This window comes from Furfurilactobacillus curtus (genome assembly GCF_054657915.1).
In genome coordinates this window covers 1830806-1848353 of record NZ_BAAHXU010000001.1, presented here as the reverse complement: position 1 = coordinate 1848353, position 17548 = coordinate 1830806, and the positions used below count along the sequence as shown (strand labels likewise).

Annotated in this window: 14 protein-coding genes and 1 other annotated feature; of the genes, 2 read left to right on the top strand and 12 right to left on the bottom strand. The window is 45.4% G+C overall.

The features are described from left to right. Positions 1-220: 220 nt before the first annotated feature. The 7 genes from ACYQ0Y_RS08620 to trpS all read right to left on the bottom strand — a co-directional run bounded on the left by ACYQ0Y_RS08620 (position 221) and on the right by trpS (position 6836). Positions 221-1066 (bottom strand): DUF72 domain-containing protein, encoded by an 846-nt coding sequence (locus ACYQ0Y_RS08620; protein ID WP_407883341.1) that lies wholly within the window; start codon positions 1064-1066, stop codon positions 221-223. A 297-nt stretch (positions 1067-1363) separates the two neighbouring features. Next, positions 1364-1684: a hypothetical protein gene (locus ACYQ0Y_RS08615; RefSeq protein ID WP_407883339.1), complete on the bottom strand. Its 321-nt coding sequence runs from the start codon at positions 1682-1684 to the stop codon at positions 1364-1366. Between the two features lie 131 nt (positions 1685-1815). After that, on the bottom strand, positions 1816-2526 hold the full coding sequence (locus ACYQ0Y_RS08610; RefSeq protein ID WP_407883338.1) for an NAD-dependent protein deacylase: 711 nt from the start codon (positions 2524-2526) through the stop codon (positions 1816-1818). Between the two features lie 35 nt (positions 2527-2561). Beyond that, complete coding sequence (locus ACYQ0Y_RS08605) at positions 2562-3524, bottom strand: IpaB/EvcA family protein (protein WP_407883336.1); 963 nt, start codon at positions 3522-3524, stop codon at positions 2562-2564. 9 nt (positions 3525-3533) lie between these two features. Further along, positions 3534-4796, bottom strand: a complete 1263-nt coding sequence (locus ACYQ0Y_RS08600) for a 3-hydroxy-3-methylglutaryl-CoA reductase (protein ID WP_407883334.1) — start codon at positions 4794-4796, stop codon at positions 3534-3536. A gap of 32 nt (positions 4797-4828) precedes the next feature. Next, positions 4829-5770 (bottom strand): Ppx/GppA phosphatase family protein, encoded by a 942-nt coding sequence (locus ACYQ0Y_RS08595; protein ID WP_407883332.1) that lies wholly within the window; start codon positions 5768-5770, stop codon positions 4829-4831. Positions 5771-5804: 34 nt separating this feature from the next. Then, entirely contained in the window at positions 5805-6836 is a 1032-nt protein-coding gene (trpS, locus tag ACYQ0Y_RS08590; RefSeq protein WP_407883331.1) for a tryptophan--tRNA ligase, read from the bottom strand. Between the two features lie 467 nt (positions 6837-7303). Between trpS and helD the strand changes: the two genes are divergently transcribed. Beyond that, complete coding sequence (gene helD, locus ACYQ0Y_RS08585) at positions 7304-9571, top strand: RNA polymerase recycling motor HelD (protein WP_459935474.1); 2268 nt, start codon at positions 7304-7306, stop codon at positions 9569-9571. Between the two features lie 19 nt (positions 9572-9590). Then, the gene (locus tag ACYQ0Y_RS08580) at positions 9591-10064 is read left to right on the top strand and encodes an RrF2 family transcriptional regulator (RefSeq protein ID WP_407883327.1); all 474 of its coding nucleotides are present in this window, start codon (positions 9591-9593) and stop codon (positions 10062-10064) included. A gap of 89 nt (positions 10065-10153) precedes the next feature. Here ACYQ0Y_RS08580 and ACYQ0Y_RS08575 read toward each other — a convergent pair whose 3' ends face one another. The 5 genes from ACYQ0Y_RS08575 to tyrS form a co-directional block, all read right to left on the bottom strand. After that, entirely contained in the window at positions 10154-11326 is a 1173-nt protein-coding gene (locus ACYQ0Y_RS08575; protein ID WP_407883325.1) for a cation:proton antiporter, read from the bottom strand. Between the two features lie 488 nt (positions 11327-11814). Next, on the bottom strand, positions 11815-13149 hold the full coding sequence (locus tag ACYQ0Y_RS08570; RefSeq protein WP_407883324.1) for a dihydrolipoyl dehydrogenase family protein: 1335 nt from the start codon (positions 13147-13149) through the stop codon (positions 11815-11817). Positions 13150-13213: 64 nt separating this feature from the next. Continuing rightward, complete coding sequence (locus ACYQ0Y_RS08565) at positions 13214-14209, bottom strand: ABC transporter ATP-binding protein (RefSeq protein WP_407883322.1); 996 nt, start codon at positions 14207-14209, stop codon at positions 13214-13216. After that, complete coding sequence (locus ACYQ0Y_RS08560) at positions 14209-15741, bottom strand: ABC transporter permease/substrate-binding protein (RefSeq protein WP_407883320.1); 1533 nt, start codon at positions 15739-15741, stop codon at positions 14209-14211. The genes ACYQ0Y_RS08565 and ACYQ0Y_RS08560 overlap by 1 nt, the downstream gene beginning before the upstream one ends. 274 nt (positions 15742-16015) lie before the next feature. Continuing rightward, a complete protein-coding gene (gene tyrS / locus ACYQ0Y_RS08555; protein WP_407883318.1) occupies positions 16016-17266 on the bottom strand; it encodes a tyrosine--tRNA ligase in 1251 nt (416 codons plus the stop codon). Positions 17267-17341: 75 nt separating this feature from the next. Further along, positions 17342-17526 (bottom strand) — a binding site (T-box leader). Between the last annotated feature and the right edge of the window lie 22 nt (positions 17527-17548).

Sequence of the window (17548 nt, the reverse complement as noted above, 5' to 3'; positions counted from 1 at the left end):
GACTCGATGAAACCGCGTGGTTCCCGAATAATTAACAGTCAGTATACCATACTATCACTCAGTGCGAAGCAGACTGGGTGACGTCGAGCACTAACCAACAGAGGCAAATTGATGGCTTTGATCAATCAGGTTCTGTTGGTTAAGCGACAGTGTCAAATCTGCATAGCACGACAAGATCGCCCAGTGCGAAGTAGACTAGATTAACGCTGAGCACTTTTGCCTAAAACAATTCGATTTGGGTTGGTCCTAAACCAGTAAAATGTAAGTCTAATTCATCCCGCAACATTTCTGCATTAGCAGCCGCATCGCGGTGTCCGTTATTGTTGAAGATCACGTAAGTTTGTTCAACTTGCTTGGCAACATTGCTAATTGCTTGCCCAAGGGTTTGAATTTCTTTCGCTGAATAATGATAGTTGGTCCGCTCGTGCTCCCAACTTCCTTCCCGTTGCAACCACCCCCGCCGATTTTGCCCATGAAGACGAAAATAGGCGGCAGTTGGTGTGGTCACAATTGGTGTAAAGGGCACGCCAGCATTTCCATCAAATGGTTCATCAGCAATGACATAGGTCAAGTTGAGTGATTTTAAATAATTGAAAACATCTTCGCTCAAACCACCTTCATACCAACTCGGATCTCGAAATTCAATACCGACTGGCAAATCAGCCATCTGAATCCGTACTTCCCGCAAGTAGCGAATATGTTCGAGTGTGCGGGTAAAAAACGGCGGAAATTGGAATAACACCATTGCTAGCTTGCCACTGGTTACTAACGGCTTAATCGCCATTTTAAAAGCCTTGAACGTCGCCATCCGTTCCCTTTCTGAGACTGGCGTGTGACCATCATCATGATGCGTCATGGTTGAGTGGGCTTTCAAAATGTACTTAAAACCATCTGGTGCCTGACGAACCCATTTTTTAATCGCAGATGGCGCAGGAACGCCATAAAAAGACGTATCTAACTCCACCAACGGAAAGACGCCTGCGTATTCGTCAAACCGTACTTCTCGTTGTTCATCGTGGATCAGATGTGGATGTCTTGTCCATGTTGATAAACCAATCGAAATCATTATGTCTCCTCCAAACAGCAATCTCAGGCGTAACTAGCCGAATTTTTGCGATTATCCGCATCAAGTCAACCGACTATCGTCAAAAACACAAAACGAGTTTGGGACAAAACCAAAATCTATATTTCACCGCTAACCTAAATAGCTAAAACGTGGGACATAAGTCAATTGACTCCGCTTAAAAGCGAACTTCGAATGATGGATAAACCGTCATCATTCGAAGTTCGCTTTTAATGTTCGTCACTTACCGACTTATGTCCCACTCTCAATCACAATTCTCAATTTTAAACTAATCGCGTGCTACTTGAATTGACGCACAACTGCTGTTTCTTCATCAGATAACCGCATGCCCTTTAGATGGCTAATCAGTGCCCGTCCCTGTCGTCGATAATTACCGCGAATGCCGGAAAATGACCAGCTAATCAGTGCAAAGAGCATCGTGACAACCCCCGCATTCGTGCGACTCATGGCCACACCGAACATCATGGCCGGCTGTGCACCAAAAAAGACTTGCCAGGCTCCATAAAACATCAGAAAATCAAAAATCAGTTGGAACCGATTCATCCAGCGCATCTGCGCCAGTAAATTACCAAGTCGGGCAAAAATATCCTCGCGAGCCAAGCCGACCACCTGCCTTCCCTTTTTAATTAAGTTAATTGTAAAAAATTCTCATGAAAAACGCAATCAATACGATGCAGCGCCTGTCGCATCACCGAACAAAAAGTGTCGCCAACAAACACCCTTGCTTGACACTAATCAACTTGCAATTTAGCAAAGAACTCACGTGCATCGCCGGTGAATTGCGCGGTAACGTCTCCAGCCTGAATCGCCTCATTATTGACCACCAAAACTTTTGCAGTTGGACGTCGATAACTGATCAACCCGGCGAACGGATAGACTTTAAATGAGGTGCCGACGATAACTAATAAATCGGCTGCTGCCACCGCCTGGACCGCTTGTTTTAAAACAGAATCACCGATTCCCTCTCCGTATAAAACGATATCAGGCCGAATGACGCCGTGATCTCTTTGATGATACATCGACTGTAAATAGTCTTGCCAAGTCACTGACTGACCATCAAGGGTGCAATAACAACGAAATAAATTCCCGTGAAATTCCACGACAGCGTCATTCCCCGCACGACGATCTAGATTATCAATATTTTGCGTGATTAATGAAGCCCGGCCTGCGCGACATAATGCCGCAATTTTCTCATGAATAACGTTCGGCTGGGCATCGGGAAAGTACATATTCTCTTTAACAAAGTCATAAAATAGCGCTGGCTGTTGTTCAAATAAATCGTGACTCAACAATATTTCTGGTGGTAGACCATGGAATTTTGATGAATAAAGGCCAGCCTTTGAACGATAATCAGGGATTCCTGAAGCCGTGGACACCCCGGCGCCCGTCATGAACGTCACATGTTGGGCCTGATCAAACAATGCTTGATAATTAACGGCCATGTCAAACTCCTTTTATGCTCTACGCAGGTGGGTATTCAACGAATGATATAAGCGATTTTTTGCGCGTCAAAGAAGTCTTTGACCGGCATATCATATAGTTGTTTAAAATAGCTAGCCGTATCTGATTGAGCTGAATCCGGAATTGCCAACACAAACGAGTTTTGCCGATCAGATCGGTTAAGTCCTACATAAGCACGTTCGCCGGTTTGGGGATTTTTCAAATCAGAATGGAAGATTTCAAACAACTGACGCATGTTTAATCGCAATTGACGTTCACTGAGAACACTTGAAATAGTGGTGAAGGCGGTGCTATTCAACGGCGGCAGCTGCCAGGCTTGCAGTTGTTCGTCAAACGCCTTGAACAATTTTACAATTGTTCGCCGCATTCCAAAGGGGGTATCAGCTGTTTTCTCGATCATCCCCATATATAATTTTTCAGCAGCCGCAAAGCTCATTGGAAAATTCGTCGTTAATTCCGTTCGGTGGCGTTCAATTTCTTCACCAAAAAAGACCAATGCATCCAGCATCACCAATAAACGGAGCGCATTTTGCGCGTCATCTTGTTGACCAGTTTCTGGTTGAATCGTCGCAAAAACACCGTCATAGTATTGGCTTTTAATCGTGTCATCAATCAATCCATGGCCAGCCAGCGCCGGAAAAATCACCAAATGATTGGCAATGTTGAAAAGTTGTGTCGACATCGCCATTAATTGCGTATCTAGTTCATCATCACCAAACGTCAGATTGAAGTAAATTTGTGGAAAACCTTGTAAGAGCATCAACAGATGACTTAATTCATGGGCAGCCGAATATTGTGGCGCTGTAATGTCATCAACCCAGATTAACAACCGATCTTTTAATAGTCGTTGTTCGACCTGATCATCACGCACATAACCTGCATGTTGGTCACCAAATTGAACCATTACAGTGCCAGGAAACAAGTCATTAACTTGATCTAGCAGCGCTTGAACCGTGGGGATTAACTTAATTTCTGCCATGTTGCCTCCTTATTTCGAGTCGCTTAATAATTCCGCTAATAGTCGTTTTGCATCTGCGAGTGTTGGTCGCGTTAATGCCTTCAGTTTTGCCACTAATTTAATCACTTGTGCTGGCGTCGCACCAGCAGCCAATGCTAAATTACGATATTGTAGGGCCATGTGGCCCGGTTGGATACCCTCGGAAACTAAGGCCCGCAACGCGGCCAAATTTTGCACAAGACCTAGCGCAACCGCCAATTGATTCAATTCAGTAACGTCTTGAATGTCAGCAATTTGACGATTGATTTTCGCCAATGGTAATGATGCGGTCACCCCGCCGACTAGTCCTAGATGCATCGGCATGGTAAGTTCACCATTTAATTTATTTTCGCGCAGTTGCCAAGTCGCCAAGCCACGATACTGGCCTGTCTGTGCCGCATAAGCATGCGCACTGGCTTCCACTGCACGCCAGTCATTACCAGTTGCGACAACGAAGGCATCAACGCCATTCATAATTCCCTTGTTATGGGTCACTGCCCGGCTAACATCGCGTTGAGCTAGTTCACTTAAACTAACGATTCGCTGTGCTACACCTGCACCAGCAGCTGCATCACCCTTAGCTAAGCGGGCAAATGACACTTGCGTCGTAACCTTGACGAGACTAGCCTGACCATCGTTAGTTAAAATCGCTGTCAATGGTTGGTGGCCCAGATGTTGAGCTAATTGATCTCTCAAGCCATTTAAGAGGTCATTCATCGTGTTGGCCCCCATGGCAGCACCAGTATCCACAGTCAGATCCACACTAGCAAAGCCATCGGCCAAATCACGAACGATCAACGTCTTAATCTGACCGCCATGATCGATTAGGCTTGGATGCTCGGCCAATGCCCGCCGCTTTAGTTCAACTTCATTTGCGGTCACAAACATCCGTAATTGTTCAAAATCAATACCTTCAAACAAAATTTGCCCAGTCAATGCCTGTCCCAGAGTCTGTGCGACCACGCCACCATCGTCCAGCGTCATTAAACTGCCATAGCTTGCCGCGGCAACAACAGATGGCTCTTCGGTCACCATTGGTATTTGATAAGCCTGCTGATTCATCAACAAATTAACGGCGATCCCTTCTGGCAGACGATAGGTGGTCAGATAATTTTCAGTTAAAAGTGCCTCAGCATCGGTGGCATTATTCTTAACCATGGCGACTTGGTCAGCGCTCAGAGCTCGTTGTTGGGCAATGTATTGGCGCCGCTGTGCTGGTGTTAAAAAGCGAAACGAGCGTTGTTCTTGATTCACAACTAGGCCTCCATTTTTTGTTGATTTAAAAGTTAAGGATGGGCTTGATATTTAGGATGTTGACTGACATATTCGGATACAATTCCTTCCCGTACGCCACTTTCCGAAAAAATCACGCGGTCTGAATCCAGCAATTGTAATAACTCGACAAGAGGTAACATCCCGCCAACGATAATATCTGCTCGATCATATTCAAGTCCATCAATCGCTTGCCGTTGCGAATTATCCTTGGAGATTAAGCGATCAAATGTGTCAAAGACGGTCTCCGTTTTCAAGCGATAACCGTGAATGTCTTCGACGCGCACCATCTTTTGTGCTTTACGGTTAATACGGGCTAACGTGCGATTGGCACCGCCCAGCAAGACGATCGGCAAATGCATGGCATCATTAAGCCACCAAATATCCTGCAAACGTTTACGAACGAAGACTTGCCCGGAAAAAAGATTGCCAGCGGTAATAATGTTTTCAAAATGGAATTGCTCGGATAAATTAACGGCACCAAAGGGCACGCTGATCAAATTCTTGGCCTTGCGGTTAGCGACATGAATTAATTCACAACTGGCGCCACCGGTATCCAAAATGATGCAATCATCCAACGGCAAAGCATTGACAGCACCTAAAAAGTCATAATAGGCTTCGTCGTCACCAGATAATACCTGCAATTTAAGACCGACTTCTTTTTGAACCCGACTAAGAAATTCTGTTTGGTTGACCGCTTGACGCACTGCCGCCGTTGTAATGGCTCGCACCGTCAGATTGGGAAGATTCGCATACAACTTTTTGAAACTAACGAGCGCTTTGATGGTTCGATCCATAGCCACTTTTGTCAACCTTTTTTCGGCACCCATGCCTTCAGAAATACGGGTATCCTCTTTAATTCGCTTAACCTCTTTAAATGACCCGTCATTTTCGATTTGTGTGATTCCCATACGGACGGAATTCGAACCCAAATCAACAATCGCTAAATTTTCCATGCATCTTCGCCTCATTTTCAACGCATCATTGTTGTTACTTGCGTTGCGTAAAATAATTAATACCCATTGCATCACGAACCTCAGTGAGCGTTTGGTTAGCCACTTCATTAGCCCGGGCTGATCCTTGTGCTAAGACGTCATACACATAATCAAGATTGGCGGCATACTCTGCCCGTCGTTTACGGATCGGTGCTAGTGTTGCTTCTAAAACTTCATTTAAGTAACGCTTTATTTTAACATCTCCCAGTCCGCCAGCCTGATACTGCGCTTTTAATTCTGCGACATGGGCTTGATCAGGGTCAAAGATATCCAAATAGGTGAAGACGGTGTTCCCTTCAACATGACCTGGATCACTCACCTTGATGTGTTGTGGGTCGGTATACATCGACATCACTTTTTGCGTCACCGTGTCCGCATCATCAGCCAAGTAAATTGCATTATTCAATGACTTACTCATTTTAGCGTTCCCATCTAACCCAGGAATTCGGCCCTCACCCTTAGGTGGAAAAACGCCGGTCGGTTCAATCAGCACAGAAGCATTATAGGCGCCATTAAAGGCACGGACAATTTCACGAGTCTGTTCCAACATGGGCTCTTGATCATCGCCAACTGGCACCGTCGTGGCTTTGAAGGCGGTAATGTCAGCGGCCTGACTGACCGGATAAGTTAAAAAGCCAGCGGGAATACTTTGGCCAAACCCTTTCTGAGCAATTTCTGACTTCACAGTTGGATTTCGTTCCAATCGCGCCAATGTCACTAAGTTCAAATAAATCATGGTCAGTTCATTTAATGCCGGAATTTGAGATTGCACTAGGATGGTAGACTTTTTAGGATCAATCCCAACTGCTAAATAGTCCAACGTAACTTCAGTCAGACTGCGTCGAATTTTTTCTGGATCACGTGCATTATCAGTCAATGCCTGCATATCAGCGATCATAATAAAGGTGTTGTATTCCCCAGAATTTTGCATCGTCACCCGATTACGCAGTGAGCCAACGTAGTGTCCGATATGCAACTTCCCGGTTGGTCGATCACCTGTTAAAATCACTTTTTTTGTTTCTGCCATCTAATTGGCCTCCTTAAAGGGTAGCTTCGCTAAAATAAAACCGTCCTATCATGACCGCTTCTCACACGAAAAGAAGGTCATCATAGGACGGTTACCCGCGGTGCCACCTAAATTGGATCGCTTACGATCCCACTTAAAATTATTTTCGATGCAAACGACATCCTAGCCCACTTCGTCACCTTGGCTGACTCTCACCATCTCAACCTTGCTGTTTTATGGTGTCTACTCCACTACGATGCTGATTGTTTGACACAATCCGTCTTAATTAAGTATACCGACTTTTAAAAGAGCTGTCAAAACGCACTAGCTAGCGATTTAAAACTGTAATTCATCATCGTTGACAGGTCCGTTTTTGGCGGCTAAGATGGTCAGAGTTTATTAATGTTGCGACTGACACAATGGCACCTGGAGGCGTCAACTTGAATAACGATGAACAGCAACTAGAACAGCAACGACTTGACCAGGTGATGACCGAAATCACGCGTCAACAAAAAGAAGGACAGCAACAGCTCACCCGTGCTCACGAAGAAACCAGCGCCGTTCAGAAGAACTATGCGGATAACGCTTCGGTTAACACGTTTGAAATCGACGACGCGATGGAAACCAACGCGCAACTTCAGCAGCAACGCCAATTGGTCTATCTAGCAGTGACTAACGAAACGACCATTGGACAACAGTTGGACCAACTTGATCAACTACACAAATCAGCATACTTTGGCCGGATCGATATCAAAGATACTGATGAAGATCATCCTGATACCCTATATATTGGCACATTTTCTTTGACGGATGCCAATCAGAATTTTCTCATCTATGATTGGCGAGCGCCAATTGCCAGCGTCTACTACAATGGCACTTTAGGTTCGGTGAACTATAGCACGCCTGCAGGCCGACAAACCACAAACCTAACTAAAAAACGCCAATTCACCATTAAGAATGGTCAAATTATCAACATGTTTGATACCAACGAGACCGTTGGTGACGAAATGCTACAAGCCGTGCTTGGCCAACAAAACGATGCAGTCATGCAAAATATCGTTGCTACCATTCAAAAAGAGCAAAATGACATTATTCGCGACACCACCTCGGACTTACTTGTCGTTCAAGGCGTGGCCGGATCAGGCAAGACCTCTGCCATTCTACAACGAATTGCCTATCTGTTGTATCACAGTCGCACAGCCACCGAGCATACTTTACAAGCGGATCAAATGGTGCTCTTTTCTCCGAATCGTCTGTTCAGTCACTACATCTCAGAAGTTTTGCCGAGCCTTGGAGAACGTAACATGCGCCAAGTGACCTTAGCTGATTTTCTGACCCAACGGCTTCAAGGACTAAACGTTGAGACGCTATTTGAACGCTATGAAGCTGACGCCGCCCAAACCAATTCGCTGTTTCCCGATGTCCGCGATTATTTAGAAAGCCCTGCTTCCGTCAACGACCTGTCGACCTATTGTCAGAATTTAACGCCAGCTGAGCTACGCTTTAACGATGTTTTGTTAGATGGTCGTCTCTTTTTCACTAAAGAAACCATTGCCGCTATTTATGCCAGTCAGCCGGACACCATGGGGACGCCGGCTAAATTTTTAGCCACTAAAAATACGCTTATCAAACAATTAAAAGCCCGTATTCGTAGTGAAGCCAAGGCGGATTGGGTTAATGAAGCGCTAGATAATTTGGACACCGAACACTACCATAACTTACTTGGCAAACGGTTAGGCACGTTCAAAAATGTCGATGCAGAATTAAAGTACGCCGCACGTCTGATTGTTCGACGCCAATTTGAGCCAATCTATGATGCGCTATTTAACAATTACTTCTTAGATATTTATCGCCAATACGATCACTTTCTTCAACAGGTTCATCCTCAGTCTGTTGATGCTGAACATTGGGCGATGCATGAGCAGGACTTCGACACCGACATTGAATATCACCGACTCGGTTTAGTGGATGCTGTCCCGTTACTATTCATTCGAGACCTAATTACCGGCGGCGGACAAAATCGTAGCATTGCCTATTTGTTCATTGATGAAATGCAAGATTATTCACTGACACAAATGTGTTATTTCAAACACGCCTTTCCAAAAGCAAAATTCACGTTGCTTGGGGATAGTGAACAAGCCCTGTTCAATCGGCTGCAAACGCCAACTGACTTGTTGAATCACCTCGCCAGCGCATTTTCAGCCAAACACCCTAACTTAATCACGCTAAATCGAAGTTATCGCTCAACTAAGCCAATCACCGAATTTGCAAAGGGCTTATTACCAAACGGTGATCAAATTCAAGCCTTTAATCGACCAGGTGACCTCCCACGCATTTTTATGCGCTATAATGAAACAGATACATTGGCGGTAACACGGCAATTAGCGCAACGTGAAGTAGCTCAATCTGGTACTGTAGCCGTCTTAACTAAAGATCTTACCGCCGCTCGGATCGTTTATCGCGAACTGCATAGTCATGTCAATGTCACTTTACTCAATGACACAGATCGCACTTTACCCAGCGGTGTTGTCGTCTTACCCGTTTACTTAGCCAAAGGCTTGGAATTTGACAGCGTCATTGCTTACGATGTTTCCCAGCAAAATTATCCAGATGACTCGGCAATTGGGGCGCTCTACACAATCGCATCACGTGCGATGCATCATCTAATCCTCGTTTCCAACGGGCCTGTGAGTCCAGTCATTAGTACGATTCAATCACAGCTGATGATGATTGAACATGTTGTCAAAGAATCATGATTTTTAGAAAGAGGCGCTTATGAAACTCGATTTTTCTGTGGCCGTCCACAGCTTACTTTACCTTGATGAAAATAGTCCACGGAAAATTACGAGTGCAGAACTGGCCAAATCGTTACAGCTTAATCCAGTCATGATTCGCAACATTTTGTCTGTGCTTCACAAACAGGGATATATTGAGGGTTCAGTTGGCAAGAATGGTGGCTATTTACTCCAACGGCCGTTGGCTGAAATGAATGTCGGTGCATTATACGATCTGACGATTCCCCCCACGATCAGCTACGCGCGTTTCATCACCGGCGACTCAAAGGGTTTAGTTGCCAATGATACCGATGACAGCGATATTTCTGCCAACATCAATGAAACGCTCACGGATTTATTCACGTTAGCCGATGCTGACTATCGGCGTTTTTACCACCGCTTTTCCATGACCGACCTAAAAACCGATTTACATCAACATGGTCATTTCATCGACCTAGTAAATCAATTAAGTTAAAAGCAAGCTGAAAATCGCTCTTTCAATGAAAAAAGTTGTCATCCCAAATCGGGAGACAACTTTTTTTACATGTGCTCTTTTCACTAACCTTACTCTGACTTTGTCGCTGCTACACGTTGCTTGCTTAACGACCAGCGTAATAGTAACGGCGCAACTAAAGTGGCCAGTACGATCACAAAAATCATATCCACATACATTGGTTTGGCAAGCAAATGTGCATTGAAACCAATTTGAGCGGTGATCAACGCCATCTCACCACGGGCCACCATCCCCGTTCCAACCACGCGCCCACTATCGCGATTAAAACCCGTGACTTGAGCTCCAAACTGTCCACCGACCCATTTGGTCAACACGGCTAGGGCCGTCATCAATAAAATAAAGGGTAATGAAGCGACAAAGTTGGTAAAATCGACACTCAATCCGATGCTAACGAAAAATACTGGAACAAAAAAGGCGTTACTGATCGGCTCTACATGCTCGTCAATTACTTTTTTCACGGATGTCTGGGCGACTGCAATTCCTGCAAAAAAGGCACCAATGGCACCAGATAAACCGACTAGTTCTGCTAGGTAAGCCATCGCCAAACAAATCACAATAGCAGTCACCGTCCGCGCCGTCGGGATTAATAATCGTTCGCTAATACGGGTCAAGAGCGGCGCAACCCAGCGCACCAGCAGGTACACGGCAACGAAAAAGGCTGCTTGAAAGACCAATTGCAAGCCTAGGTTAGTAGATGGCCCATGGCTAGCTGAGCCACCCAATACTGCCACCATCAAGCTCAACAACAGCACGCCAATAATGTCATCAGCGACCGCCGCCCCTAAAATCGTTGCTCCTTCCTGCGTATCTAATGCGTTAAACTCCCGCAGCACCACCACCGAGATACTGACCGACGTCGCCGAGAAGACAACCCCGATGAACAGTGCCTCACTCCAGCCATAGCCAAATAGTAAACTGGTTGCACCCATTAGGACCACGGGCAAGATGACGCCACACATCGCCACGGCTAATGCCGGCCGTAAATAGCGTCGCAACTGGCCGATGTCACTTTCCAACCCAGCCATAAACATCAATAAAATCACACCCAGTTCGGCAAATTGCGTGAGGGTGGTCGATGACTGAACCCAATTTAGCACCCCTGGGCCAATTACAATCCCGACTAACAATTCACCAATAACCGCCGGAACCCCGAGACGGGCTGAAAAATGCCCCGCAATGGTCGTTGCCGTCAATATTAAAATCAAGGTTCCAATAAAGTTCATTCATGCATCCTTTCGTTAGATCCCGTTCCTCTTGCCCAAACGTTGGGCAAAACACGCTCTAGTGTATTCTATTCTAGCGTATTTTTACGCTTGCGCCTATCAAAATCAATTGATCCAATGCCCGCTACGTTCAGATTGGTCTGCTTTTCCGGGAACCCACTACATTTCAACGCGATGCTTGATGCCGTTTTGTAAAAATCGGCATTACCCTTGGTCTGGGCAACAAGCTGTTGGCAGGCTTAACCGCAGGTGCCGGACACAAAAGAGTTTGGGACAAAACTAATATCTAAATAGCCAAAACGCGGAACATAAGTCATATGTCTCCGCCTAAAAGCGAACTGTCAACGATGAATAAACCATCACCATTTGCAGTTCGCTCTCAGTGCATCGTCACTTACCGACTTATGTCCCGCGCTCTAAACGCCATGATTTGGGTAAATTTGAGTAGCTCTAATTATCTTAATTCTATATAAAAGATATTGCTCGGCTTAAAACAGGTAACTTAAATCGGATGCAGGCGTTGGATAAGCCATGATTTGATTGTTCACGTCAGCCACCGTCGCCCCTTGATTAATGAGCGCCGTGAGATAATTGATTAACTCATCTGCGATCGTACTCAAAGCGCTGGCACCAACTAAGCGTCCTTGCCGATCCAAAACAACCTTAACTTTGGCCAATGGATCATGAATTCGTTGATACGTGTACCAATGCGTCATATCAAGCGCCTTAACTCGTCGGTCAGTGGTCGTGGTGGTCTCTGCTGGACTAACCCCAACTTGCGCCAGGCGTGGCATCCCAAATACCACCGTTGGAATCGCAGGATATTGGATGGCCTCAGAATGAGCGCCAGTTAAAGTATCAGTTAAGTAGCGTGCCTCAAAGCCAGCCACAGGCGTTAACTTCGGTATGGATTTTTTAGCCACAACGTCACCTAACGCATAAATATGCTCGTTAGTCGTCTGTAAATGGTCGTTCACAACGACTCCATGCCTATCCGCGGAGACACCGACCGCTTCTAGATTCAAAGTGTCGACATTAGCAATTCGTCCAGTTGCCGCTACTGCAGCCGCCACCGTTAAGTCAAACTGTTGATCACCAGTTAATTCAATACCGGTACTGGTTTTGGCCACCTTAGTTAGGGTCACATTTTCGTGAAAATGAACACCGGCCTTAGCCAATTGATCACGCAAATCTTTCACTAACTCTGCGTCAAAAGCGCGTAAAGCACGATCGTGTCGTAAAATCACATGCACGTCTGCACCTGCCGCATTGGCAATGTCAGCCAATTCAAAAGCAATGTAACCACCGCCAATAAACGCAATCTGTTTTGGCAATTGACGCCAATTAAGGAAGTCCGTGCTGGTTTGAAGTAATTGCGCACCATCAATGGCTGGCCGTACCGGTCGTTGACCAGTCGCTAAAATGAATTGTGCCGCTGTCAGCGTCTCTTCACCAACTGCTAGGTGGCCAGCGGATGTAAAGGCCGCGTGACCATAAAATGTTGTAATTTCACTGTGCTGTAATCCTTGTAGTGTGTCATCAGGAATGGCATCCGTGTATGCAAACTTATTGCGCATTAAATCAGGCCAGTTGATCGTCGTCGTCCCATCTAGTCCGGCGTGAGCCAACTGTTCAGCATGACGTTTAGCTTCGACGGCCGCCACAAGGATCTTTTTAGGATCACATCCGCGGTTGGGGCAAGTACCACCCCACAAATTTTCTTCAACAATCGCAACGTTTTTGCCAGCAGCTTTCAGACCATAAGCTAACGCTAAGCCACCTGGACCGCCACCGATCACAATTTGATCAAATGATTGCATCATCCACCTCCATTTTCTCCAGTGTAACGACTTCACCACGGTAACGAAAGTAAACTGCTCTAAGGTTCTAGCGCTGGCCCAAATACCGCACGATATCAGCAGCCGTGACAAATCCTAACTGACGTTTACCATCCACTACACGCAAAGCGGTGGCATCATCTAATTGGCGGTATACTTCCCCTAGAGTTGCATCCGCGGTCACGGTCACTGTAGTCGCATTGGAATCATCCAACTGTTGTTGTGCAAACCCCATCATTACGAGCTTGCTAACGTATACATCGCGATCTTGCTTAGCAACACTTTGCGCAAAGAATTGTTGCACAAAATCATTGGCCGGATGCTGAGCGATTTCCGTCGGCGTAGCAACTTGTAAAATCTTGCCCTCGCGCATGACAGCAATGTGATCACCCATCTTAAGGGCTTCGTCCATATCATGGGTCACAAAGATAATCGTATCATGGCGGGCTTCGTGTAAATCAAGAACCAAGTCTTGTAACTGCGTTCGCGAAATCGGATCCAAGGCTGAAAAGGCTTCGTCCATCAACACTAATGGTGGATCAGAAGCGATTGCTCGGCAAATCCCGATTCGCTGCTGTTCACCACCGGACAGCTCTTGTGGCATTCGTGTCCGATACGTCGCTGGATCTAATCCTACCGATGTTAGTAATCGATCAATCAGCGCATCAATCTCTGCTCGAGCAACACCTTTCATTTCTGGAATTACCGCAATGTTTTCAGCAACAGTCATCGTCGGAAACAACGCAATTTGTTGCAAGACATAGCCGATATTCCAGCGTAGTTGTTGCAAGCCGATCGTTTCTATATCTTGGCCTTGAATCGTAATTTGCCCACTAGCCTGCGGTTGCAGTTGATTAATCATCTTTAAGGTCGTGGTTTTGCCGCTACCCGAGGTTCCGACTAACACAAAAATTTCACCTTGTGGGATGGTCGAATTGAGATCATCGATAACGGCTTGTCCATCAAACACTTGACTGACATGGCTAAAAGCCACCATTGGCGGATTCTCATCAACTGCGGATTTAAGTTTAGCTGACTGCTGCATCAACGATCACCAGCTTTCAATAGGTGGTTAGCCACCAGATAACGTTTCGCCACTGAGGCAGATGATTGGTGTTTCACATTCACTTCATAATTCATTTCTTGCATCTGTTTTTCCGTAATCCGCCCCGCCAGCTTGTTGAGGCTTTTGACGACACCAGGATATTGTTTAGCCAAGCTTGCTTTCATCAATGGAGCTCCTTGATAAGTGGGAAAGAAATGGCGATTATCTTTGAGCACTGTTAAATGATACTGACGCAATTGACTATCGGTTGAATACGCGTCCACAAGATTAACTTTACCGGTATGAATTGCATCATAACGCAAAGTTGGTTCCATCGATTGTGCGGATAAGTGTAAGCCATAACGCTGGTTGATCCCTGGCAGTCCATCCGGTCGATCAATAAATTCCAGTGTCATCCCCGGCTTCAATTGATTTTCCACCTGCTTTAACTCACTGATGTCATGCACATCCCATTGCTTGGCGTCCTGACTACGAATGGCTAAAGCAAAGGTATTGTTATACGCCATCGGTTTCAAATAGGTCAGATCATCTTGCTGTTTCAAAGCTGTCGCAGCCTTTTGATAAGTCTGTTGCGCCGTTAACCCTTTATCGTTAACCGGTTTTTGCAATAAGCTTTCTAATACTGTGCCTGAAAATTCTGGGTAGATGTCTACTTGATCATGCCTAAGTGCATTAAATAAGAAACTTGTCTTACCAAAATTGGGCTTTAACGTCACTTTCACTCGTGGATTATCCTGCTCAATTAAATCTTGATACATATGAATGAGAATATCCGGTTCTGAACCAAGCTTACCAGCGATGACCAATTGCCTTTGTGGTTGGCGCACTAAATTCACCACACCAGCTGCGCCGAAGCCAAGCAAGATCACTAAGCCACCGATGACTAACCGTTTTAATGAAACTTTTTGTAACCGCATGATCACCCAACTCAAAACAATCGCTAGTAAAGCAGACCCCAGCGCCCCAATTACGGTCAACGTGGTATTGTTGCGATCAATCCCTAATAAAATGAATGTTCCGAGGCCACCAGCGCCGATCAGAGCTGCTAACGTGGCGGTACCAATAATCATCACCATTGCCTGGCGGATTCCTGAAATAATCACGGGCGCAGCAATCGGTAATTCAACTCGCACAAGTTTACGCGTCCGACTCATACCGAACGCAGTAGCTGCTTCTTCGATTGACGGATCAATTTCATCAATCCCGATATATGTACTTTGAAAAATTGGCAGTAGTGCGTAAATCACTAAAGCAATCACTGCCGGAACCGCACCAATTCCCACAATTGGAATCAACAAACCAAGTAACGCTAACGATGGGATAGTTTGTAAGACACCAGCAACTTGGAGCAGAACCGCTGCCACGCGTTGGTGTCTCGTGGCCCAAATGGCGAGCGGGATGGCAATTAACATCGCAATAAGTAACGCGATTAGCGATATTTCGATATGTTGCCACAAAGCCGTGATTAACGCCACGCGTCGATCAATTAGTGTTTGAATAAATTGATTCATGACTCTATGTATCCTCGTTTTCTGACAATTTAATGAAAAGCCGTCGTACAGGTCACAAAAATCACAACGCGACAGGGACAACTGTACATCTACCGGAAACTATTTGTCAATTTGTTCGCACTAGATCAGTGTAAAACCCACCAAGTGTTTCTGGGCGTTAGCAAGAATCAGACTTTGGCTGAACAAAAGACTCAGTGCAAAACAAAAAAACGCCAATTAATCCCCAAGGTGGAGGAGACTAATTAGTGTTTATTTACGCAATATACGTCAAAATTTACGCCGTTCGGGCTAAGAAATAACGTTTCTTTCCCCGGCGAACGATCACAAACTTGCCATCGAACATCTGGCTAGGATCAATAACTGCTTCTAAATCTGTTTGCTTATCACCATTGATTGTGATTGCCCCATTCGTCACATCTTCGCGCGCTTGTCGGCGTGAAGCTTCAATGCTGCTGTCCACTAAGAAATCAACAATATTCTGTGGTGCTGCCACTGTCGTCACACTTGGAAAGGCTTTGAAACCTTGTTCGATTTCATCAGCTGTCAGCGCTTTGACATCTCCAGAAAATAACGCAGCTGTGATCTTTTGTGCTTGTGCCAAAGCTGCATCGCCATGGACAAATCGCGTAACTTCTTCGGCTAACCGGCGTTGCGCGACGCGTTTCCACGGCTGACTTTGGACCTGTTCAGCCAAGTCGTTAATTTCTGATTCATCTAAGAAGGTGAAGTATTTCAAGAACTTCACGACATCCGTGTCCTCTTGGTTAAGCCAGAATTGGTAAAATTCATAAGGTGTTGTCTTTTCAGGATCTAGCCAGACGTTACCACCTTCCGATTTACCAAACTTGGTACCGTCAGCCTTTAATAGCAACGGAATCGTCAAGGCAAAAACCTGTGTCTGTGCCCCTTCAACTCGTCGAATTAGATCAAGCCCAGCGGTAATGTTACCCCATTGGTCACCACCACCGATTTGTAATTGGACGTCTTGTTCGCGATATAACGTCAAAAAGTCGATTGACTGTAGAATTTGATAGGTGAATTCGGTAAACGAAATGCCCACTTCCAAACGTGATGCCACGATCTCCTTGTTGAGCATCGTCTTCACATTGAACAACTTGCCGTAATCACGTAAGAAATCGAGTAAAGTTAATTTTGACAGCCAGTCATAGTTATTGACCAATCTAAATTGATCTTCACCAAACAATTTAACTAATTGATGCTTCAACGCCGCTTGGTTATGACGAACTTGATCCATCGACTGCAGGACGCGTTCCGCTTTTTTACCAGATGGATCACCGATAGAACCCGTAGCACCACCAATGACAATCACTGGTTTATGACCGGCCAATTGAAAACGTTTTAAGATCATAAATGGAATCAAATGGCCGATATGCATAGAATCCCCCGTTGGATCAATGCCACAATATAATCCGATTGATTTCTTCGCAGTTAATTGTCGCAAGCCATCTTCATCACTCGTTTGATTAATTGCACCACGCCAACTCAATTCGTCAATAATATTCATTATCCCAACTCCTCATCTATTTTAATACCAATCCCAACCAGGTACAGGTGCATAAAAAAGTCCCCTGCAAGTTATGCAAGGGACGAAATTTTCCGCGGTACCACCCAAGTTATTACATATCTGTAATCACTCTCATCGATATCGGAGATGCACCGTCACAGCTAAAACCCGTGTTGTACTTCATGAAGATAACCTGATCGGTTCTCACCACCACCGACTCGCTAAACAGAGAATCACTTCACTACTAGACTCGAATGAATCACACGCTAACTGTTAATCTGG